Annotated in this window: 20 protein-coding genes; 12 read left to right on the top strand and 8 right to left on the bottom strand. The window is 40.1% G+C overall.

The window, feature by feature from the left end:
• Nucleotides 1-93 precede the first annotated feature (93 nt).
• The 5 genes from secD to RB214_RS07665 all read left to right on the top strand — a co-directional run bounded on the left by secD (nt 94) and on the right by RB214_RS07665 (nt 4,389).
• On the top strand, nt 94-1,932 hold the full coding sequence (secD, locus tag RB214_RS07645) for a protein translocase subunit SecD (protein ID WP_309168729.1): 1,839 nt from the start codon (nt 94-96) through the stop codon (nt 1,930-1,932).
• Nucleotides 1,925-2,860, top strand: a complete 936-nt coding sequence (gene secF, locus RB214_RS07650; RefSeq protein ID WP_165724116.1) for a protein translocase subunit SecF — start codon at nt 1,925-1,927, stop codon at nt 2,858-2,860. Before secD ends, secF begins: the two co-directional genes overlap by 8 nt.
• A gap of 185 nt (nt 2,861-3,045) precedes the next feature.
• Nucleotides 3,046-3,522 (top strand): GreA/GreB family elongation factor, encoded by a 477-nt coding sequence (locus RB214_RS07655; RefSeq protein WP_096792984.1) that lies wholly within the window; start codon nt 3,046-3,048, stop codon nt 3,520-3,522.
• 322 nt (nt 3,523-3,844) lie between these two features.
• Complete coding sequence (locus RB214_RS07660) at nt 3,845-4,102, top strand: type II toxin-antitoxin system Phd/YefM family antitoxin (RefSeq protein ID WP_010555056.1); 258 nt, start codon at nt 3,845-3,847, stop codon at nt 4,100-4,102.
• Nucleotides 4,090-4,389 (top strand): type II toxin-antitoxin system RelE/ParE family toxin, encoded by a 300-nt coding sequence (locus RB214_RS07665; RefSeq protein WP_309168730.1) that lies wholly within the window; start codon nt 4,090-4,092, stop codon nt 4,387-4,389. Before RB214_RS07660 ends, RB214_RS07665 begins: the two co-directional genes overlap by 13 nt.
• A 129-nt stretch (nt 4,390-4,518) precedes the next feature.
• Here RB214_RS07665 and RB214_RS07670 read toward each other — a convergent pair whose 3' ends face one another.
• On the bottom strand, nt 4,519-4,857 hold the full coding sequence (locus tag RB214_RS07670; RefSeq protein ID WP_309168731.1) for a zinc ribbon domain-containing protein YjdM: 339 nt from the start codon (nt 4,855-4,857) through the stop codon (nt 4,519-4,521).
• Between the two features lie 293 nt (nt 4,858-5,150).
• Between RB214_RS07670 and RB214_RS07675 the strand changes: the two genes are divergently transcribed.
• From RB214_RS07675 to RB214_RS07685, 3 genes are read left to right on the top strand one after another with little or no spacing between them, the layout of a single operon-like run.
• Complete coding sequence (locus RB214_RS07675; protein WP_309168732.1) at nt 5,151-6,545, top strand: RimK family protein; 1,395 nt, start codon at nt 5,151-5,153, stop codon at nt 6,543-6,545.
• A gap of 4 nt (nt 6,546-6,549) precedes the next feature.
• Nucleotides 6,550-7,662 (top strand): GNAT family N-acetyltransferase/peptidase C39 family protein, encoded by a 1,113-nt coding sequence (locus RB214_RS07680; protein ID WP_309168733.1) that lies wholly within the window; start codon nt 6,550-6,552, stop codon nt 7,660-7,662.
• 8 nt (nt 7,663-7,670) lie between these two features.
• The gene (locus RB214_RS07685; protein WP_024605988.1) at nt 7,671-8,186 is read left to right on the top strand and encodes an MgtC/SapB family protein; all 516 of its coding nucleotides are present in this window, start codon (nt 7,671-7,673) and stop codon (nt 8,184-8,186) included.
• 28 nt (nt 8,187-8,214) lie between these two features.
• On the opposite strand, the gene RB214_RS07690 is transcribed toward RB214_RS07685, so the two are convergent.
• Both RB214_RS07690 and RB214_RS07695 read right to left on the bottom strand, forming a co-directional pair.
• Nucleotides 8,215-9,450, bottom strand: coding sequence for an EAL domain-containing protein (locus RB214_RS07690; protein ID WP_309168734.1), 1,236 nt, complete (start codon nt 9,448-9,450; stop codon nt 8,215-8,217).
• A 69-nt stretch (nt 9,451-9,519) separates the two neighbouring features.
• Nucleotides 9,520-10,530 (bottom strand): helix-turn-helix domain-containing protein, encoded by a 1,011-nt coding sequence (locus tag RB214_RS07695; RefSeq protein WP_309168735.1) that lies wholly within the window; start codon nt 10,528-10,530, stop codon nt 9,520-9,522.
• 126 nt (nt 10,531-10,656) lie between these two features.
• On the opposite strand from RB214_RS07695, the gene RB214_RS07700 reads away from it, so the two are divergent.
• Nucleotides 10,657-12,564, top strand: coding sequence for a beta-ketoacyl synthase (locus tag RB214_RS07700; RefSeq protein ID WP_309168736.1), 1,908 nt, complete (start codon nt 10,657-10,659; stop codon nt 12,562-12,564).
• A gap of 44 nt (nt 12,565-12,608) precedes the next feature.
• On the opposite strand, the gene RB214_RS07705 is transcribed toward RB214_RS07700, so the two are convergent.
• The 3 genes from RB214_RS07705 to RB214_RS07715 form a co-directional block, all read right to left on the bottom strand.
• Entirely contained in the window at nt 12,609-13,982 is a 1,374-nt protein-coding gene (locus RB214_RS07705) for an IS4 family transposase (RefSeq protein ID WP_024598303.1), read from the bottom strand.
• A gap of 156 nt (nt 13,983-14,138) precedes the next feature.
• Nucleotides 14,139-15,323: a heparan-alpha-glucosaminide N-acetyltransferase domain-containing protein gene (locus tag RB214_RS07710; protein WP_309168737.1), complete on the bottom strand. Its 1,185-nt coding sequence runs from the start codon at nt 15,321-15,323 to the stop codon at nt 14,139-14,141.
• Between the two features lie 149 nt (nt 15,324-15,472).
• Nucleotides 15,473-15,889 carry an MgtC/SapB family protein gene (locus RB214_RS07715; RefSeq protein WP_002960738.1) on the bottom strand — a complete coding sequence of 139 codons (417 nt, stop codon included), beginning with the start codon at nt 15,887-15,889 and terminating at the stop codon, nt 15,473-15,475.
• A 213-nt stretch (nt 15,890-16,102) separates the two neighbouring features.
• On the opposite strand from RB214_RS07715, the gene RB214_RS07720 reads away from it, so the two are divergent.
• Both RB214_RS07720 and RB214_RS07725 read left to right on the top strand, forming a co-directional pair.
• A complete protein-coding gene (locus RB214_RS07720) occupies nt 16,103-16,327 on the top strand; it encodes a hypothetical protein (RefSeq protein ID WP_309168738.1) in 225 nt (74 codons plus the stop codon).
• Between the two features lie 75 nt (nt 16,328-16,402).
• Nucleotides 16,403-16,777, top strand: a complete 375-nt coding sequence (locus tag RB214_RS07725; RefSeq protein ID WP_008134020.1) for a hypothetical protein — start codon at nt 16,403-16,405, stop codon at nt 16,775-16,777.
• Here the strand turns inward: RB214_RS07725 and fghA are convergent.
• Entirely contained in the window at nt 16,731-17,573 is an 843-nt protein-coding gene (gene fghA, locus RB214_RS07730; RefSeq protein ID WP_309168739.1) for an S-formylglutathione hydrolase, read from the bottom strand. The genes RB214_RS07725 and fghA overlap by 47 nt on opposite strands.
• 68 nt (nt 17,574-17,641) lie before the next feature.
• On the bottom strand, nt 17,642-18,763 hold the full coding sequence (locus RB214_RS07735; protein WP_309168740.1) for an S-(hydroxymethyl)glutathione dehydrogenase/class III alcohol dehydrogenase: 1,122 nt from the start codon (nt 18,761-18,763) through the stop codon (nt 17,642-17,644).
• A 129-nt stretch (nt 18,764-18,892) separates the two neighbouring features.
• Between RB214_RS07735 and RB214_RS07740 the strand changes: the two genes are divergently transcribed.
• On the top strand, nt 18,893-19,765 hold the full coding sequence (locus tag RB214_RS07740; protein WP_309168742.1) for a LysR family transcriptional regulator: 873 nt from the start codon (nt 18,893-18,895) through the stop codon (nt 19,763-19,765).
• The last annotated feature ends 87 nt before the right edge of the window (nt 19,766-19,852 follow it).

Here is a 19,852-nt window from a genome sequence, read left to right on the forward strand (position 1 = left end):
TTTTATTAGGTTTTAACTTTAAAGTTTTAGCCTGCAGATTAATTGTGCTTTTAAAAAGTACGTTGCTAGCTTTGCTGGCAATAAGGATTAAACATGTTAAGTTTTAAAAAAGATAAAAAGCCGTCTACGGCTAAGTTTAAATTAAGCTATATCGCCATGCTAATAGTATTGGTTTTATTAGCTATTAGCGCATTACCAAACCTATATCCAAATAAATCGTGGTTGCATATCAGTGCCGTGCCGCACAGCGAAACACAATCTTTACCAAGCACTAAAACCTTAGTTACTTTTTTAAATAACCAAGGGTTAGAGGTTGATCAGGGCTTAGATAAGCAATCAACTATTAATGTACTTTTAAACGAGCCAACTAAAAGCGCTCAGGCGCAAGCGGCTATAAAAGCGCAATACCCAAACACGCAAGTTAAAATTGTTGAGCATGCAACCAGCCCTACATGGTTACAAGATTTTGGTTTATCACCAATAAAGCTGGGCCTTGATTTAAATGGCGGTGTGCTATTTGTACTAGACGTAGATTTAGATAAAGCCGTTGATGAGCAGTTAGTCAGTGCGTATCAACAAGCTAAATCAATCATTATTAAACAAAAAGCACATGGCGTAAAAGCGCAGCAAACTCAGCACGGGTTTGAAATAAACGCATTGCCTAATGCAACAGACAAGTTAACCCCCGTTATTGAAGAGCTACAAAGCCGATTTGCCAATTTAGCCGTTGTAACAAGCAATAACGGCAGCGTTAAAACTGCCAAATTTAGTTATTCGGAGCAAGGCCGAAGCAGCTTTGATAAAGAAGTAATGGGGCAAACACTCACAACCCTTCGTTCACGTATTGAAGAGTTAGGCATTACCGAAGCGGTAACACAGCAACAAGGAAAACATCGCATTCGTATAGAGCTACCGGGCGTGCAAGATCCAACCGAAGCAAAACGTATTATTGGTGCAACAGCATCGCTTGGCTTTTATCAATTAAAAGAAATTGGCGGGCAAACATTTAATATGCAATCGGGCGGGACCATAAAGCTCGATCCTGTGCCAATTTTTACAGGCGATCATATTAATAATGCAAACATAGGCCGCGACGATTGGGGTAAACCATTGGTACAGCTAAGCCTAGACGGCCAAGGCGGGGATGCAATGTCGGCGTTTTCAAAAGCCAATATTGGTAAGCCAATAGCGACGGTTTACTCTGAGTACTCTCAAAAAGCTAAAGGCGAAGTCGTTAAAAAAAGCGAAGTTATTAACGTTGCCAATATTGCTCAGCATTTAAGTTCGCGTTTTAGTATTACCAATATGAAAAGCCAACAAGCGGCAGCCGATCTGGCATTGTTACTTCGCGCAGGCTCGCTTACAGCGCCCGTTACAATTGTGCACGAACAAACAATAGGGCCAAGTCTCGGCAGCGAAAATATTAGTAATGGCTTAGCCGCGCTTATGTTAGGCATGGGTATTACGCTTGCATTTATGGCGCTTTGGTATCGTCGTTTAGGCCTTATTGCAAACGTGGCACTTATATTAAATTTAACGTCGCTTGTGGGCTTAATGTCATTATTACCAGGGGTTGTGTTAACGCTTCCGGGTATTGCAGGCCTGGTGTTAACCATAGGTATGGCGGTAGACACTAACGTAATAATATTTGAACGCATTAAAGAAGAACGTCGCCAAGGCCGTGCACCATATCAAGCTATTCAAGAGGGTTATAAACAAGCCGCAAATACAATATTTGATGCCAATATAACCACCATGATCACCGCACTTATTTTATACGGCATAGGCTATGGGCCGGTTAAAGGTTTTGCCATTACATTAGCACTGGGACTTTTAACGTCTGTATTTACAGGTGTGTACGTATCAAAAATATTAAGTCAAACGTTGTATTTAAAAATGGGTAAAAAAGCAGGAGTAAAAGCACATGCTTAACACTTTTTTGAAAGGTGAAAAGGGTACACGTTTACGTTTTATAGGCATGCTTTTAAGCGCCATGTTAGTGTTGCTATCCGTATTTACGCTTACGCAAAAAGGTTTAAATTTCGGCTTAGACTTTACCGGCGGCTATTTAACTGAGTTTACAACCAGCCAAAGTGTTGAACTAAAAGAGCTTCAATCGTTTATTGCTAAAAATCACAACGGTGAGTTTGAGCTAACCGCGCAAGGTAATAGCCATTTTCAATTAAGAGAAGCGCCAAGTGCATCAGCCACAGCTAATAGCCTTGATTGGCAAAGTGCTGTTACACAAAACGATGATATAAACGCACAGGTATTATCGTCAGCTTATATTGGCTCACAAGTGGGCGATGAGTTATTTGATCAAGGCTGTTTAGCCATGTTTGCTGCAATGATTGCGGTAATGCTTTACCTTGCAGTGCGTTTTGAATGGCGTTTAGCTGTTGGCTCTGTGGTTGCGCTAGTGCATGATTTAATACTCGTACTTGGATTATTTTCACTATTACAAATTGAGTTTAACCTAACCGTGCTGGCAAGCTTACTGGCTATTATTGGTTACTCACTTAACGACTCAATAATAGTAGGGGATAGAGTACGCGAGCTTTTACGTGTTCAATCAAACAATGTACTTAGCCCTGCGACTATTATTAATAATGCGATTAAAAGCACACTAACACGCACTTTAATAACGTCGGGCACCACACTTGCAACGGTTGCCAGCGTTTGGCTACTTGCAGGCGCACCACTGCAAGGTTTTGCTATTGCATTATTTACCGGCATTGTAGTGGGTACGTTCTCGTCTATTTGTATAGCGGCAACCTTGCCGGAGCTATTGGGCTTAAGCGCTAAAAACTACGAAGTTAAAGTAGATGTCCACACGCAAACATTATTAGATATGCCATAAGGTTTTTAATAAAGCATAAGCAAAGAGCTGTACCAACCAATCAGCGGCTCTTTGTTAGTTTAATGCTTATTTATACCCCGCTATTATTCCCAACAAATTTGCGGGGTTTAAAACAATGGTTTTAAGCCTAGCAAAAATGTTAAACTAGCTACCTTATTTTTACAGCCTGTATTGTACTAATCCCCATGAATAAAACCCACGTTATCGAACATCTTCGCTTTGCGCTAGAAGCGCAGCTTACAACAGCAAAAGTAGCGGCAAAAACTGCGCACGACACCGCCACACATGAAGAAAACATAGCCGAAAATAAATACGATACCCTAGGGCTCGAAGCCGCTTATTTAGCACAAGGCCAAGCCCAGCGCGTAAACGATTGCTATAAAAGCATAGAGTTGTTTGAGCCTGCCTTTAACGAAAAGCCAACCGACAAAATAGCTATCGGTTCGCTGGTGTGTTTAGAAGATGATAACGCAGCGCAAAAATGGTTTTATTTAGGCCCAGCCGCTGGTGGTTTAACAGTAAACGTTAAACAGCACGCAATTGCTGTTGTAACACCCGGCGCACCAATGGGTAAGCAGTTACTAAATAAACAGATTTATGATGAAATTACGTTAACAATTGCAGGTAAAGCCCACGAATATGTTGTGGTAGAGATTTTATAAAGCTTTGGTTTTTTAAGAGAACACCATCTGAAAAAGCTATGCCAACGTAATAATCGCTTATTTATAATCATAAATTAATTGTCGGATGGCATAGCTTTGCCATTTATCCAACCTACAGCTATGTTTTATAGCGTAACGTGGTGTGTATTTCAATTTGTACAAAGGCATATAATGAGAAGTACCTAATAGTTTAAAAATGAGCAGGGTTGACGTTAGGTGCTCCCTTTTTAATTGATTTTAGTGGTTTTACAGCCTCGTTTGTTGTATTTCCCAAGTTGGCTACTCGGTGCTACTATAGTGATACATTTGTTTGGGGATTATTATGAGAGTAGAACTAGTCACAACATTGAAGCGTCAAGCAACGAAGATATTATCTGAACTTCATTCCTCTAAAGAACCTGTGTTGATAACTGAACATGGGCAACCATCTGCATACTTAGTAGATGTTGATGATTATGAATTTATGCAAAAGCGTATGCAAATTCTTGAGTCTCTTGCAAAAGGAGAGCAGGCAATAAGTCGTGGTGAAACGATGTCGAATGTTGAAGCTAAAGATAAAATGAATAAATGGCTGAAATAATTTGGACTAATCCAGCTTTGAATGATCTTAACGATATTGCTGAATATATCGCATTAAGCAACTTGCAGTCAGCGAAAAAATTGGTTGCCAAAATATTTGCAAAAGTTGAACGTCTCGAACTCTTTCCAGAATCAGGTAAAAAACCAATTGAGTTAGCTAACCTAAATTATCTTGAACTGGTCGTGAATCCTTGTCGTATATTTTACAAAAAAGATAACGATAAAGTATATATTTTGCACGTAATGAGGCAAGAGCGAGACTTACGAAAATTTTTGTTGCTAACGTAATATACAGCTAACAAGTAGGTAATCCCTGAGTGAAATTAGTATGACCCTCATACTAATTATTATAAGAAGCAATTATTAAAAAGCCATCCAAACATCTCATCTAACATCCTATATTTTAAATATCCAATTTTAGGTAGCTTTTTTCACAAACTTCGCTGTTACCATCATTTCGCCAATGCCATCTACTTTACAATCAAGTTCATGATCTTTTTTATCAAGTACACGTCTAACTACCGCTTTTGTGCCAATTTTAATTACTTGCGAGCTGCCTTTAATTTTTAAATCTTTGGCTACGGTCACTTTATCGCCATCATTAAGTAAAGTGCCGTTGGCATCTTTTACTAAAATTGCGTCTTCATCGTGTGCAGTATTTGGGTTCCATTCATAAGCGCATTCAGGGCATATAAGCAGTTGTTGGTCTTCGTAAACATATTCACATTGGCATTTTGGGCAAGCAGGCAGCGACATTTTTAACTCTCATAAGATATTGTTTTGCGTATTTTAATCTGCATTATTAGTTAATCAATATTTTTCATCTTCACGCTAAAAATATCTCGTTTGTGCGTTTTTAAAAAAGGGCATATAAAGCACATGTCGCTTAAGCAATTTAAGCGCTAACTCGTACAGTAGGTACCTGTTAAAGCACCCATCATATTAAGTGATTCGCGCAATGCCCACTTAGTACGATGGGTGTTTCTATTTATAATGCTTAGTATTTTATTAAGCATGCTTTTTATATTTTGACTTAACTAGGAAAAGTCGTGTTTAAAACCTTAATTGTGGTTGATAACAACGAGCAAACGCTTGCTCAATCGTTCGAAAATGTAATTACGTTTAATACCTACTTACGTGATTACCCAAAACATAACGAACCAAAAACACGCATTATTAATCTGTGCGACTCAAGCCAATACTTGAGCAAAGGTTACTATTGCTCGTTACTTGCTGAGGCGCGCAAGCACCAAGTTTTACCCAGTGTAAAAACCATTAATGCACTTCGTAGTGGCCAAGCTCCTATGTTAAATGTGGGCCAAATAGACGGCACACTTTACTTTGGTAGTGCCCAAAACGATTTACAATCAAAAGCGGCAAAGTCGGTATTTAAACAATACCCAGCGCCTATTTTATTTGTTGATGAACAAGGCTTATTACAACAAGGGTCGTTATCGTCATTAGATGAGCAACAGTACAGCGATTTTGTAGCTAAGTTGAATAACTTTACCCAAACGCAATGGCGTATTACTGCGGAGCGACGTCGTTTTCGCTGGGATATGGCAATACTTGTTGATCACAATGAAAAGGTGCCACCGAGTGATAAAGACGCCATTGCACGCTTTATTAAAGCTGCGGCTAAACACGGTATTTATGCACAAGCATTAAGCTTTGACGAAATTGATAACATTGCCCAGTTTGATGCGTTATTTATTCGCCAAACTACAGCGATTGACCACCCAACGTATCGCCTTGCAAGCAAAGCGCAAAGCCTGGGTTTAGTGGTTATTGACGATGCTGAGTCTATTTTACGTTGTTGTAATAAAGTGTATTTACACGATGCATTTAATTATCAAAAAGTGCCAAGTTTAAAAACGGTTGTAGTGGCTGATCAAGCAAATGAAACGCTTGCGCAATTAGAAGAAGCGTTTACGTATCCGCTTGTTTTAAAAATGCCTGAAGGGTCGTTCTCAAAAGGTGTGTTTAAAGTATCAAACCGTGATGAGCTTGCCGCTAAGCTTACAGAGCTGTTTGAATATAGCGCATTAGTGCTTGCACAAGAGTACATGTATACCGAATACGATTGGCGAGTGGGTGTGTTAAATGGCCGTGCAATTTATGCATGCCGCTATTTAATGGCGCGTAACCATTGGCAAATTTATAACCACGACGCGAAACGTTTTTTCTCAGGTGGCTTTGAAACATTACCAACCTTTGAGTTACCAAAAGCGGTGTTAGATGCAGCATTAAAAGCATGTAAAACAGTGGGTAGGGGTTTATATGGCGTAGATGTTAAAGAGCATCAAGGCAAAGCATATGTACTTGAAGTAAACGACAACCCAAGTATTGATCACAAAGTAGAAGACGGCTATTTAGGCGACGAGCTATACATGATCATTATGGATGAGTTTAAACAACGCTTAGAAGCACGAGGCCGTGGGTAATAACATGAGCAACCTTGTTATTCGAAAGGCGCTTAGCAGTGATTTAAATGCACTGATTGACGTTGAAAATGCTTGCTTTAATAACGATAAATTAAGTCCGCGTAGTCTAAAACGCTGGCTTAGTGCAAAACACGGTATTTTACTCGTTGCCCAAAATGGCGAGCAAGTATGTGGATATGGATTAGTGTGGTGCCATAAAGGGACGCGTTTAGCGCGTTTATATTCGCTCGCGGTAAAACCCACAATGCAAGGTAAGGGCGTTGCAAAGGCATTGCTTACTAGCCTTGAAAAAGAAACGTATGAGCGAGGGCGTATTTACCTTCGTTTAGAAGTGGCTGTAAATAACGAAGGTGCGATAGGGCTTTATAAAAGCTTAGGTTACAGAGTGTTTGGTCAATATAGCGATTATTACGATGACCACAGTGACGCACTACGAATGCAAAAAAACATTCGACAAACGAGTGAGTTAAAAGTGGCGCGTTTAACGCCGTGGTATCAGCAAACTACCGAGTTTACTTGTGGGCCTGCTGCGCTATTAATGGCAATGGGTGCACTTGAGCCAACAACTGAGCTTACTCAATCACATGAGCTGGCACTTTGGCGTGAAGGTACCACCATTTTTATGACCTCGGGTCACGGTGGTTGCCACCCGTTTGGTTTGGCAATTGCCGCTAACAAGCGGGGTTTTAAAAGCGAGGTAATGGTTAATACCACAGAGCCTTTGTTTTTAGATGGTGTACGTAACGAGAACAAAAAAATGGTGTTAGCTACCGTACACCAGCAATTTGTAGATGGTATAGCGCAAGCAAATATACCGCTTAAGCATAAAGATGTAGAGCTTGAGCATATTGAGCAGTGGTTAAGTAAAGGCTTTAGTGTGCTGTTATTAATTAGTACATACAGTTTTGATGGTAAAAAATCGCCACACTGGGTGTGTGTTACGCACCTTGATGAGCACTGCGTGTATGTTCACGATCCATTTTGTGAGCCCGGTAACGACAAACAGCTCGCAATAGATTGCCAATATGTACCTATTGCGCGAAGTGATTTTAGTAAAATGTCAGCGTTTGGTAGCCAACGTTTAAGAACGGCGGTGGCTATAGCTAATAAAATATAAGGTTAACAGTGACTTTTTTAGATTTAATTGATGTAGCCCCGTACTCATGGGCTGCAATTGGTACAGCGGCATTTTGTGGCGCTATTATTGGTATTGAGCGCCAATTACGTGGCAAACCTGTGGGTATTCGTACTTCTGCGTTAATTACTTTAGGTACCTATTTATTTTTATCGACCGCGTTTAATTTACAAGGCGATGTAATTGACCACTCTCGCGTAGTGGGACAAATAATTACTGGTATTGGCTTTTTGGGCGCAGGCGTAATGCTAGCTAAAGACGGCGCTGTGGTAGGAGTAACATCGGCAGCAACTATTTGGGTGCTGGCATCTATTGGCGTAATGATAGCCACCGAAAACTTGGGCGCAGCTATTAAGCTTTCTGTGCTGGTGGTCGGTATTTTATACGGTGTTGATGTGCTTGAAGCTAAGTTTAAAAGCTTAAGTAAAGGTGTGCACACTAAAGTTAAAATTTATTCAAAGCGCTATTATCGCAAGAGCGAAAATGAAACAGAGCGCCACTTATAAAGTGGCGTTTTTATAATTAAGTTTATAACTAACTTAATACTAATTTTTGATGCACTAAAGCATCGCAAAGTGCTTGTGGGCGGCCTAAATAATAGCCCTGAACCTTATCGACATTTAGTTTGCGGAGGGTGTTTATTTCTTCTAGTGTTTCTATGCCTTCGGCAATAATATTACAACCAATGTCTTTAGCAAATCCGCATAATGCTTTAGCTAATAAATATTTTCGACGGTCGCTATTAATGTTTCGGGTAAGGCTAATATCAAGCTTAATAATATCTGCTTGTAGCTCCAAAATATGCTGAAAAGAAGAATACCCTGCACCAACATCGTCTATAGCTAGGCGTATGCCTTTTTTACGCAGTGGCGCGAGTGCCGTTAACATTTCATTGTAGTTGGCAATAGGAGAGTGTTCGGTTACCTCCAATACTATATTGCTGCAATCAGAAATAGCAGCTAATGCATTGGCAACGGCACCACTTAGTATATGCTCTGGAGAGGTGTTAATTGACACATACACCTCTTTATTGAAATGACTCATATTGCCTAAAACATTGTTTATTGCCAACATTTCTAGGGCTTCACCTAAACCAAACTGTGCTGCTTCATCAAACCAAATGTTAGGTGTTCTATAGGGCTCAACAAAAAAGCGAGACAAGGATTCGTAACCCGAAACTTTATTTGTGTTTAAGCTATATATAGGCTGGTAGTAAATTTCAATCTTGTTTGTGTTTATAATATTAAGTACGTTAGATTTAATAATTTGTTTTGCTTCATTGTCTTGTATTTGTGTATCAATAAGCTGTGAAGCCAGATCTGAAATTAAATTTAAAAACGCCAGATCACGCTTGTTTAATGTGTCGTCTTTTTGCTCGTTGTAGCAACAAAATGTGCCATAAATATCGCCGTTAGATAAGGTAATTGGCACCCCAATATAAGCGCCAATATTAAGCTTTTTAGTAACCGGCATATCGCGGGTTATACTATTTTTACTGGTGTCAGGTATTATATTATCTAGTTCATTATTGGCTAATCTATTACAGTAGGTTTCGTTTATGGGATCAAAATTACCTACTTTTACAATCTCGTTAGGGCGTTTGGTATCTACTAATTTAAATATACGTTTAGAGTCTTTAAACTCAGAAATAAAAGCAACGTCCATATCAAGGTGTTTACGAATAAGTGCTAGCAAGCGAGTTAGTCTAATTTTGAGATCAGTCTCTGCTTCAATATCTAATAGTAAATTTTCACTAAAATTTACATGCATATTTCCAACTTCCTTGTGTTTTAGTTAATGGTTTATATTAATACAGTAGCTTGGCTTGTTTTTAAAGTATTAACCAAACAATTTTTTTCTCACTACTTTACGATACTCACTGGGTGTTTGGTTCAATATTTTTCTAAATATTCGCGTTAAATGACCTTGATCATTATAGCCTACTTCTAACGCTAGTTCCTGAATTGATAAATTTGACGAAGCGAGCAACTCTTTAGCACCTTCTACGCGTAACTGTTGCCAATACTCAATAGGGCTTTGGTTGGTAGCTGCTTTAAAGCGCCGCGTAAAAGTACGATAGCTTAAGCTAAATTGGGCAGCGACTTCTTGCAAGTTTAGCTCGGTGGCTAAATTCGTTTTTAGCCAAAATTGAATTTGCGCAATTAGCTCATCGGGGTGGCGGTCAACTGCACCCTCGAGATAGCGTTGATCTTCGTAGGGTTTACGTATTTCATGGGAAAAATTGCGCTCAACATGCTGCGCTGCAGCTTTGCCATAATACTGACTAATAATATGTACGATCACATCTGCAAGGGCATTAAGGCTTGCTACGGTGTACATGCGTTCTGACTGGGTTATAAAAAAGTCGGGTTTTAAACGCACTAACGGGTAGTCGTGGCTAAATTGATTGGCGTAGTGCCAATGGGTTGTAGCAGGGTGCCCATCAAGTAAGCCAGCCTCAGCTACTAAGCAGTTGCCAGTGCCTACACCAATTATATGGCTGCCTGCGCTAAAGCTCTCGCTTAGCCAATCAACTACGTCTTGATTTGTACGCACTACAGGGCGTGGGTTTCGCCAAATACCAGGCACTATAATTAAATCGCTGTAGGGCGCATTAGTTGTTATGCAATCAGGAATTATCGCAAGGCCTACGCGAGTAGCTATAGATTCAGCATTTTTAGCCACTAAATTTATAGCAAGCGGTCTAAAACTTTGCTTATCAATATGGCCTCTAGCAAAGGCTTCGCCAGCTCTTAACATCTCAATAGGCAGCGTTAAACTGGTAACTAATAAGTGCGGATAAACCGCTATAGCAATGTTTAATGGTGGATTAGTGTTTTTTTCAGTCATATAAATGCTCCGACCAGTACGTTTTGGCCTTTTGTGCTGAATATTTGGCTATTAAAGCACAATACATAGTGCGTAATCCATTTAAACTGCCTGTTCTTCTAATAACACGCTTTTTAAAGGTAAATTATGACTGCATTACCCGTTATAGTAGGCATGGGTGGCATTAACGCTGCTGGCCGTACTTCTTTTCATCAAGGTTATCGCCGTATCGTGTTAAATAGTTTAAATGCTCAAGATCGCAGTGAAACATTTTTAGGCCTCGCCACACTGATGAATCTAGTAAGTGTTGTAAACGGCCAATTACAAGATACACAAGGTAATAATGTTGAGCAAAGCGACATAGAAGCACGCTTTGGTGAGCAGATTATTGCCGGTACACTTATTCGTAAAATTGAAAAAGAACACTTTGATGCCGATGCCACACCGTGGCAGCAAAAAATGACACTGAGCGCATCAAGCGATAACGCAATTGTGTTTGAAACGCGTGCTCGCGACTTACCTGCACCTGTTCCAGCTAGCTGGCAAGTTGAAGAGCTTGAAGGCAAAAAAGTTAAAGTAACTATTGCAGCCGACTTAGACGTAAAGCATGACTCAACACGCGATAACCCAATTAAATCTGCTGGGCAATTTCCGACTGGGTTTGATCCATCAGTTATGTATAACAGCCGCTATCAGCCTCGTGGTTTGCAAGCCACTATTTTTGCAGCTACTGATGCGATTAAATCAACTGGGCTTGATTGGCAGCATATTATGAATAGCGTAGAGCCAGATAAAATTGGTACCTATTCAGCATCGGTAATTGGCCAAATGGACGACAAAGGCCTAGGTGGTTTAGTAAAAGCGCGCCAACAAGGCGACCGTGTTAGCACTAAGCAGTTAGCACTGGGCTTAAATACAATGTCTACCGATTTTATTAATGCCTATGTTACGGGCAATGTAGGTACTACGTTTTCGACCTCGGGCGCATGTGCAACGTTTTTATATAATTTACGTGCAGCGGTTAATGACATACAAGCAGGGCGTACACGCGTTGCGGTTGTCGCAAGTGTTGAGTGTGCTATTACACCAGAAGTTGTAGAAGGCTTTGGTAACATGAGCGCACTTGCAAACGTTGAAGGTTTGCGCCGTTTAGATAACTTATCAAATGATGAAGAACCTGATTACCGTAATAGCAGCCGCCCATTTGGCGATAACTGTGGCTTTACATTAGGTGAAGGCGCGCAAGTTGCTATTTTAATGGATGATGCTTTAGCCCTTGAGTTGGGCGCTGATATTATGGGCAGCGTACCGGATGTGTTTGTAAATGCAGATGGCGTTAAAAAGTCGATTACATCACCTGGACCTGGTAACTATATTACAATGGCAAAATCAGCCGCACTTGCTAGCAGCTTATTAGGTAAAGAAGCACTGCAAGAACGTAGCTTTATTTTAGCTCATGGTTCTAGTACACCGCAAAACCGTGTAACAGAGTCTTTGATTTATCACAAAGTAGCGCAAACGTTTGCTATTGATAACTGGAAAGTAACAGCGCCAAAAGCGTATGTTGGCCATACTATTGCACCTGCAAGTGGTGACCAGTTAGCGATTGCGTTAGGCATATTTAGTCATAATATTATGCCGGGTATTACCACTATTGATAAAGTGGCTGATGATGTTTATAGCGACCATCTTGATATTCGTAATAGCCATTACGAGTGCGCTGATATGGATATTGCTTTTATAAATTCAAAAGGCTTTGGCGGTAACAATGCAACAGCTACCGTACTTTCACCAAAAGTAACAATGCAAATGCTTGCTAAGCGCCATGGCGATGATGTTATGACTAGTTACACACAGAAAAATAGTGTGGTTAGCGCTTCGCAGAAAACGTATCAAACGCAAGCAGATTTAGGCCAGTACGAGCTTATTTATCGCTTTGGCGACGGACTTATTGACGACAACGACATTGTAATAGACGAGCAAAGTATTCATTTACCAGGCTTTGAAAAAGCAATTACGTTTAGCACAACAAACTCCTATCAAGATATGTTTTAAGCACACATACTTGTTAGCAAGGCGCTTTTTAAGCTGTCTCTTGATCACAAGTCTGACTCAAGAGATTTTGCTAAATCGTAGCCTTCCAGGATGGCTTGTAACTTAAGCCATCCTTTCCATAACACTTTCACAGATGCACGCCCTGTGCGCTTGGTATCTTTCCAGCCTCCTAACTTTGCCAGTTCCTGATACGCCCATGACATATTTGGAGCAGTTTCAGGCAATGGTGTTTTTATTCTCTTTAACCACAATAACTTCCATGCTTTGGGAGATAACAGTTGTTCACAACTTGGAGAATCAGGCTGCTCATTGGTGAACTTTAGTTGCAATATTCGCGTCGCAATAAAGCCATTAATCGTCACCAATCTTTCCATGTTATCTTGGCTTTGAAGGCGTAAACTTTCGATATCCGTACCATCACTTTTCCAGACTTTATGGTATTCCTCTACAAGCCAACGGTGCTCATAGTAGGTGATGATAGCTAAGGCGTCTTCTTTGCTGGTGACTGGTTCACTGGTTAATAGGTGCCAGCTTAAGCCGTTCTTAGCGTTTCCTCGCTCTGTACAGCCGACATAGTAAACTGGGAGGGAGTGTCCTTTCTTATTGTAAGGCGCTTTGAGTGTCACTGGCGCATAGGTGATATCCAGTGTTGCGCTTCGGGCTTTTCTTCCTCCTTTTTGTGCAATGTGGATGTGTTTGGTGCCTGCACTCATCAGCTCGCTTGCAAACGCATAGAGCTTATCCTCACCTTCTTCAATATGACGACTTTGCATCGAGCGTACGACGAATCGTTGCTGCTCGGTCAGTTTATACTGCAAGTATTCGTAGATGTCCGCTTCGCGGTCACACACCGATATCACGTTCGCCATTTGTCCTTGCAGCCGCTCTGCCATCGCTCGTGACGCTGACTCCCACTTGTAACTTTCTTTTTCTTCGTAAGAAGTCGTCGCGTGTTTTTCTCTTTTTCCAATCGTGTTGATATCACGACTCCAGCGAGACTGTTCAATTAATCCCACAACTTGCTTTGTGTCTGGCGCAAACAGTAATACGCTATGAGCTAACAAGCCTCGTTGTTTTGCTCCTCGTCCGACATGACCCAAATCATCTCGAATGGAGGAATGCTTATAAATTAGTGTGGTCGTGTCTTCTAATGCGAGCAATAAGTTATGACTTTTTGCTTGTTCAACCGTGGCTTTAAAGCCTGACTCTGCTATAGCCGTTGCGTCAATATTCTCGTTGCGAATAAAGCGGTAGGCACCTTCCATATCGGCGGGGGATTGAGTGATGTTCACAAGTGGTTTTCCTGGTTCATTTGCAAGCGTTGATGCTAACTTTACCAGACGCGCTGTTCTTCTTGGATCACCTAAGTCCGATTTACCGAATTGTTGTTTTGCCCAATGAGTATGTTCGTTAATCATAATGTGCCCTCAAACAAGATTTGAAGATCTGATCATGACATTGAGATTTAGTTCAAAAAAATCCCCGCTAATTTCTTAGCAGGGATTTGTGTATAAGAGACAGCTTTTTAAGCGCCTTTTTTAATGTCTATTATTTTGTGCTAATTTGTATAAACGCTATATATATTTAGCAATTAAGCTATGTTTGTGGCTTCGCTTCCAAACAATGTATCGCTTAGCGAGTAGGGTTGTTAGTCCTATTACAACGGTTATAAATAAAAGTGTTGCTGTGTAACTCATGCCATAACCTTCAGGCAAACCAACGAGAGTATCTGCGTAGGTCATATCGCTAAAATTAAAGCCAAGAATAGGTATAATTAACCAAGCAATAGCATGTAATAAATACAAATGCACAAGGTATGAAAACATACTTGTTTTACCCAGTACTTGTAAAAAGTTATGCGAAAAATCGGTTTTTAAACCACTTAATGCCTTTAAAGAAATAAGCCCAAGGCCAACAGTAAGTAACATAAATTGCAGCGAAAGCGGATACTTTGTTGGGTTTAGAAACGACATAACAGTGAGTAATGAGCTTGTATGTATAGCAAACTGTGACATATCACCGTATAAGTTAAATCCACGTAAAATGCCATAAAGCGCAAGGCAAGTAACCCCTAATAACAATGCGTGATTCATCACTTTTTTACTGTATTGTTGCGCTTTGTAATAAACACCAGCGCAATATGCCAATGCCATTAAGCCAACAATGGGGGCAACTGGGTAGGTTGTTCTAATTTGAAAATCAAAAGGGAGATCAAGTACATTTTTTTGATGTGCAATAGACCAAGCAGTATGTGCAAATGTATTAGGCTCAAAGCTTGTTCCATCAAATAAATTATGCCCAAACACGAGTAATAAGCCTGCTACAAAAATGGCATAAATGCCCAGGAAACGCAGCAGTCCTAAAATAACAAAGCTCCAGCCGATAGCCCAAATAACTTGTGCGTATAGCATTGAGTATAATGGGTTAAAGCTCCAAGACCACGAAACAATAGTAAATTCAAACAAAATTAGCACTAAACCACGAATAATCAAGCTCTGTGAAAATGCTTTAGTGGATACATATTTATGCTCTGTTATTGCCGCAGATAGACCTGCTAAGAATACGAAGAGTGGTGCGCAAAAGTGAGAAACAAAACGCGTAAAAAAGGTAACGGGATCAGTCCCTGGAATGGTCATCGGATCGGTAACTGAGTAATTAAGGCAATAATACATACCATGGTCAATAACCATAAATATAATTATAATGCCCCGTAATATATCAATATGATGTAAGCGGTTATCGGTTGAAGGTAGCGGCATAAGAGAGCTATATAGAGTGATTTAAAATTGTATTTATCATATGTTATATTGTATCAAATTGAAACCGTGTATTTATATTTTGCCAGTGATTATACACACGTAATACGACCAATATTTGCTCGCATTACTTGTAATGATACAGCTAATTATCACTTAAACTTTTTTACATACCTTAGCGTTATAAAATTAATAATGGCGAGCAAAATGGCTATTTCGTAACGGCTATAGGCTACAGCTATACCAATTAAGCCCATATTCCAAATACTGGCTGCGGTTGCTGTACCGGAGGTTGATTTGTTATTTTTCAAAATTGCGCCACCGCCAATAAAACCAATGCCAGTAATGATGCCTTGTAACATTTTAGATTGAGCTTCTGCGCCATCTAAAACCGACATAGCTATTAATGCATACCCACACGATGCAACAGCAACAAGAGGAAATGTACGAAGGCCTGCACCATCATGGCTACGCTCTCTGTCGTAAGCCATAGGTAGCGCAAGTAGGTATGCAATACCTAAATGTATTAAGTTATCGATGATTTCATTCCACTGTAAATCAATTTCCATTATTGAGCCTATGCGGGTTAATTTTGTTAATAATAAGCAAACAGCGGGCCATTGTATAAATAACTAATAATCAATGGTTTATTATAGGAAGCTGAGTTTAATAAAAATTATTGAGGAAACTTTTACATGTTTTTATTACTATTTTACGCGATAGTTAATTTGATCTGAGTTTTAAAGCCCCGTATTCTTTTATCATACCTAAAAGACACCTATGTGAACCTTTTGCCTTTAAATAAAACATTAATCACAACAACTAAACTTGAAAAAACAGCGTTACTATTTTGCGCTGGGTTATCTGTTTTTGCTTTTTTATTTCCTGAATTTCTCACAGAACACTTACAACCTACCATTAATAAAATTTTAGGTTATTTAGGATCACCATTTTTTATATTGCAGCTGGTGGGTGTTACAAGAAAGTTTATAAATGATTTTAGGTAGTAATACTTACATTTTTTTACAGAGTTACAATAAAAAACGTATACAATTTAGGTAATATTTTGTTTAGGATGAATGATGAAAACAATTATTGTACTTTTGTTTTTTTATTGCCTTTCTGGCTGTACAGTTGCGGGCGCTATTATTGATGGGCAAGCACAATCTCAGGCGCGTAATGATAAAAATAGTATTAGCCCGGCGCAGTCAACACCTTATAAAAACCCACTAGAGCCAGTACCTACAGATAAAAACGGATTTAACTTTACTGATATGGGATTAAAGATAGATTCGGCTCTTGTTAGCCTAGTTAAAGGGGAAAGCACTACTACGCAAGTATGTAGGCAGGTCACTAAAAGTCTAAAAGAGTGTGTAGAGGTAGAAAAGTCATCTCTACACACTAATGAGTCTAAGCAGTTAAAAACTGATGATGAAATAATAAGTGTTGGTCAATAAAGCTGCTTATAAAAAAGTAACTATGATCGTACCCGGTTTGCATTTCTAGGGTCAGTGGGTAGTCTTTTTGTTTTGCAACAGCCACTAAATTTTGTGGTTTTAATTGCTCGTCTAAAAAGTTATCGGCATCGCCTTGGCTCACTAACATTGGCAAGTAGTTACTTTGCTCAGCTTTAGCCATTAATTTGCAGCTGTCGTATTGTGCCCATGTTGTTTTATCGGCTCCTAAATAACCCGTAAACGCTTTAACGCCCCATGGGCAATTAATAGGGTTTACTATAGGGCTAAACGCCGAGGCACTAACATAATCCTGTGGGTTTTTAAGGGCGATCATCAACGCACCATGGCCGCCCATTGAATGACCACTAATTGCTTTTGTGCTAGTCACTGGAAAGTGCAGCTCTATAAGCGCGGGTAATTCATTCACTACGTAGTCGTACATATTAAAGTGAGTGTTGTAAGGGGCTTGTGTCGCGTTAACATAAAACCCAGCGCCTTGAGCAAAATCGTAGCTGTCTTCGTTAGGAACATTATCCCCACGAGGGCTAGTGTCGGGTGCCACAATAGCAATACCTAGCTCTGCTGCTTTTTTAAATGCACCGGCTTTTTGCATAAAATTTTCGTCGGTACAGGTTAAACCTGATAGCCAATAAAGTACCGGTACTTTGTTTGTTTCACTTGCACCTGGTGGTAAAAACACCGCAAAGCGCATAGTGCAATGTGTACTTGTTGCAGGGTGAGTATATTGCTTATGCCAACCACCAGCTACTTTTGTACTTGAGATATTCTCTAACATAATAATCCTTAAAAGCCGCAAACCTTTAGGTTTTACGGCTTTTTATTAAGTCGTTTACTAAGTGCTTATTAGTAATGAATTACTGTACGAATACTTTTACCTTCGTGCATTAAATCAAACGCTTCGTTAATTTGTTCAAGGCTCATTGTATGAGTAATAAAGTCGTTTAACGCAAATTCACCCGCCATGTAGCGCTCAACTATTTCAGGTAGTTGCGAGCGACCTTTAACGCCACCAAATGCACTACCACGCCATACACGCCCAGTTACCAGTTGGAACGGACGGGTTGATATTTCTTGGCCTGCACCGGCTACACCAATAATTACCGACTCACCCCAACCTTTATGACAACACTCAAGCGCAGAGCGCATTACATCAACATTACCAATACATTCAAACGAGTAGTCAACGCCACCGTCAGTCATTTCAACAATCACTTCTTGAACAGGCTTGTCGAAATCTTTTGGATTAATTAAATCAGTTGCACCAAGTTTTGTCGCTAAATCGAATTTAGTGGTGTTAATATCAACACCAATAATACGTCCAGCGCCTGCCAATTTTGCACCAATAATGGCAGATAAACCAATACCACCAAGGCCAAAAATTGCTACTGTGTCGCCAGGTTTTACGTTTGCAGTGTTTGTTACTGCGCCCATACCTGTTGTTACACCACAGCCTAGTAAACAAATCTCTTCTAAAGAGGCTTCTTTATTTACTTTAGCGAGTGAAATTTCTGGAAGCACTGTGTACTCAGAAAACGTTGAGCAACCCATGTAGTGGTATATTGGTTGGCCGTCTTTAAAAAAGCGTGTTGTGCCGTCTGGCATAAGGCCTTTACCTTGAGTTTCGCGCACAGCAGAACATAGGTTAGTTTTACCAGAAGTACACATTTTACAAACGCCACATTCAGCAGTGTATAGAGGAATAACATGATCCCCAACTTCAACACTGGTTACGCCTTCGCCAATTGCGTATACAACGCCTGCGCCTTCATGGCCTAAAATAGCAGGGAAAATACCTTCAGGATCATCACCTGATAAAGTAAATGCATCGGTATGACATACACCAGTAGCGGTAATTTTTACCATTACTTCGCCTTTTTTAGGCATCATCACATCAACTTCTTCAACGCTAAGTGGTTGATTAGGACCCCAAGCAATAGCTGCTTTTGATTTAATAAATTCTGACATGTGTTTATCCTTTGTAGTGGTTAGATAATAATTGTAGACCCAATTTGCTTGGGTAATGTAGCTATTGTATTTGTTTCTCAAACAATGATAATCTCAATTTTATTAAAACACTTTTACAGCATGGTAATAATGACGCGTTGGAATGGAATAGATGAGTTTATAGCTGTAGGGGAGGAGGGCAGCTTTACTGCGGCTGCAAAAACGCTTGGACTTTCGGTTGCGCATATTAGCCGCCATGTTACAGCGCTTGAGCAACGTTTAAATACCCAGCTTTTAACCCGTACAACCCGTAAAGTGGTTTTAACCAAAGAAGGCGAAGTGTACTTACATCAAATAAAGCACTTACAACACGCTATGGACGAGGCAACTCAAGGTCTTGCTCAGCAACAAAGTACACCAAAGGGTAAAATTAAGCTCACAGCCCCTGTTATGTATGGGGAAACGTTCATTATGCCCATAGTGCATAATTTTATGAAGGATCATCCCGAGGTAGAAGTTGTTGCCACACTAAGTAACGAGCAAGAAAACTTATTAGAGGGCGGATTTGATTTAGCCATAAGGCTAGGGCACTTAAAAGATTCGAGCTTAAAAGCGCGTAGGTTAAGTGCGCGGCGTTTTATTATGTGCGCGGCACCACAGTATTTAACGCGATTTGGTGAGCCGCATACTTTAGGCGAGCTAAACAGCCATGAATGTTTAATTGGGAATAGTAGCTACTGGCGCGTAAACGAAAATGGGCGCGATAAACACTTTAAAATAGCAGGGCGGCTACAGTGTAATAGTGGTTGGGCACTGGTGGATGGCGCAAAAAAGGGGCTTGGTATTGTGCAGCTCCCAGACTACTACATTGAAAACGAAATTAACTCAGGGCAATTGGTGCCTATTTTAACACCCTATCAACCACAGCAAGAAGGGGTATGGGGCGTATATCCACAAAGGCAGTTTGTGGCCACTAATGTACGGGTATTGCTCGATTATTTAGTTAAAGGGCTGAAAACTTAACCGCGAATTAATGGTTAAACATGTATTGCTGTAAATATAGCCAAGTATCAGATTTATAAATTATTTCTTACATTTTACGCCATACCC

The organism is Pseudoalteromonas sp. HL-AS1 (assembly GCF_031198785.1).
In the GTDB taxonomy this organism is placed as follows: domain Bacteria; phylum Pseudomonadota; class Gammaproteobacteria; order Enterobacterales; family Alteromonadaceae; genus Pseudoalteromonas; species Pseudoalteromonas distincta.

Coding starts and splice junctions, on each gene's coding strand:
- RB214_RS07735 (WP_309168740.1), bottom strand. CDS start 18,763: ATGTCAGAATTTATTAAATCAAAAGCAGCTATTGCTTGGGGTCCTAAT.
- RB214_RS07655 (WP_096792984.1), top strand. CDS start 3,046: ATGAATAAAACCCACGTTATCGAACATCTTCGCTTTGCGCTAGAAGCG.
- RB214_RS07665 (WP_309168730.1), top strand. CDS start 4,090: ATGGCTGAAATAATTTGGACTAATCCAGCTTTGAATGATCTTAACGAT.
- RB214_RS07740 (WP_309168742.1), top strand. CDS start 18,893: ATGACGCGTTGGAATGGAATAGATGAGTTTATAGCTGTAGGGGAGGAG.
- RB214_RS07700 (WP_309168736.1), top strand. CDS start 10,657: ATGACTGCATTACCCGTTATAGTAGGCATGGGTGGCATTAACGCTGCT.
- RB214_RS07660 (WP_010555056.1), top strand. CDS start 3,845: ATGAGAGTAGAACTAGTCACAACATTGAAGCGTCAAGCAACGAAGATA.
- RB214_RS07725 (WP_008134020.1), top strand. CDS start 16,403: ATGAAAACAATTATTGTACTTTTGTTTTTTTATTGCCTTTCTGGCTGT.
- RB214_RS07710 (WP_309168737.1), bottom strand. CDS start 15,323: ATGCCGCTACCTTCAACCGATAACCGCTTACATCATATTGATATATTA.
- RB214_RS07695 (WP_309168735.1), bottom strand. CDS start 10,530: ATGACTGAAAAAAACACTAATCCACCATTAAACATTGCTATAGCGGTT.
- RB214_RS07690 (WP_309168734.1), bottom strand. CDS start 9,450: ATGCATGTAAATTTTAGTGAAAATTTACTATTAGATATTGAAGCAGAG.
- RB214_RS07670 (WP_309168731.1), bottom strand. CDS start 4,857: ATGTCGCTGCCTGCTTGCCCAAAATGCCAATGTGAATATGTTTACGAA.
- RB214_RS07715 (WP_002960738.1), bottom strand. CDS start 15,889: ATGGAAATTGATTTACAGTGGAATGAAATCATCGATAACTTAATACAT.
- RB214_RS07680 (WP_309168733.1), top strand. CDS start 6,550: ATGAGCAACCTTGTTATTCGAAAGGCGCTTAGCAGTGATTTAAATGCA.
- secF (WP_165724116.1), top strand. CDS start 1,925: ATGCTTAACACTTTTTTGAAAGGTGAAAAGGGTACACGTTTACGTTTT.
- fghA (WP_309168739.1), bottom strand. CDS start 17,573: ATGTTAGAGAATATCTCAAGTACAAAAGTAGCTGGTGGTTGGCATAAG.
- RB214_RS07705 (WP_024598303.1), bottom strand. CDS start 13,982: ATGATTAACGAACATACTCATTGGGCAAAACAACAATTCGGTAAATCG.
- secD (WP_309168729.1), top strand. CDS start 94: ATGTTAAGTTTTAAAAAAGATAAAAAGCCGTCTACGGCTAAGTTTAAA.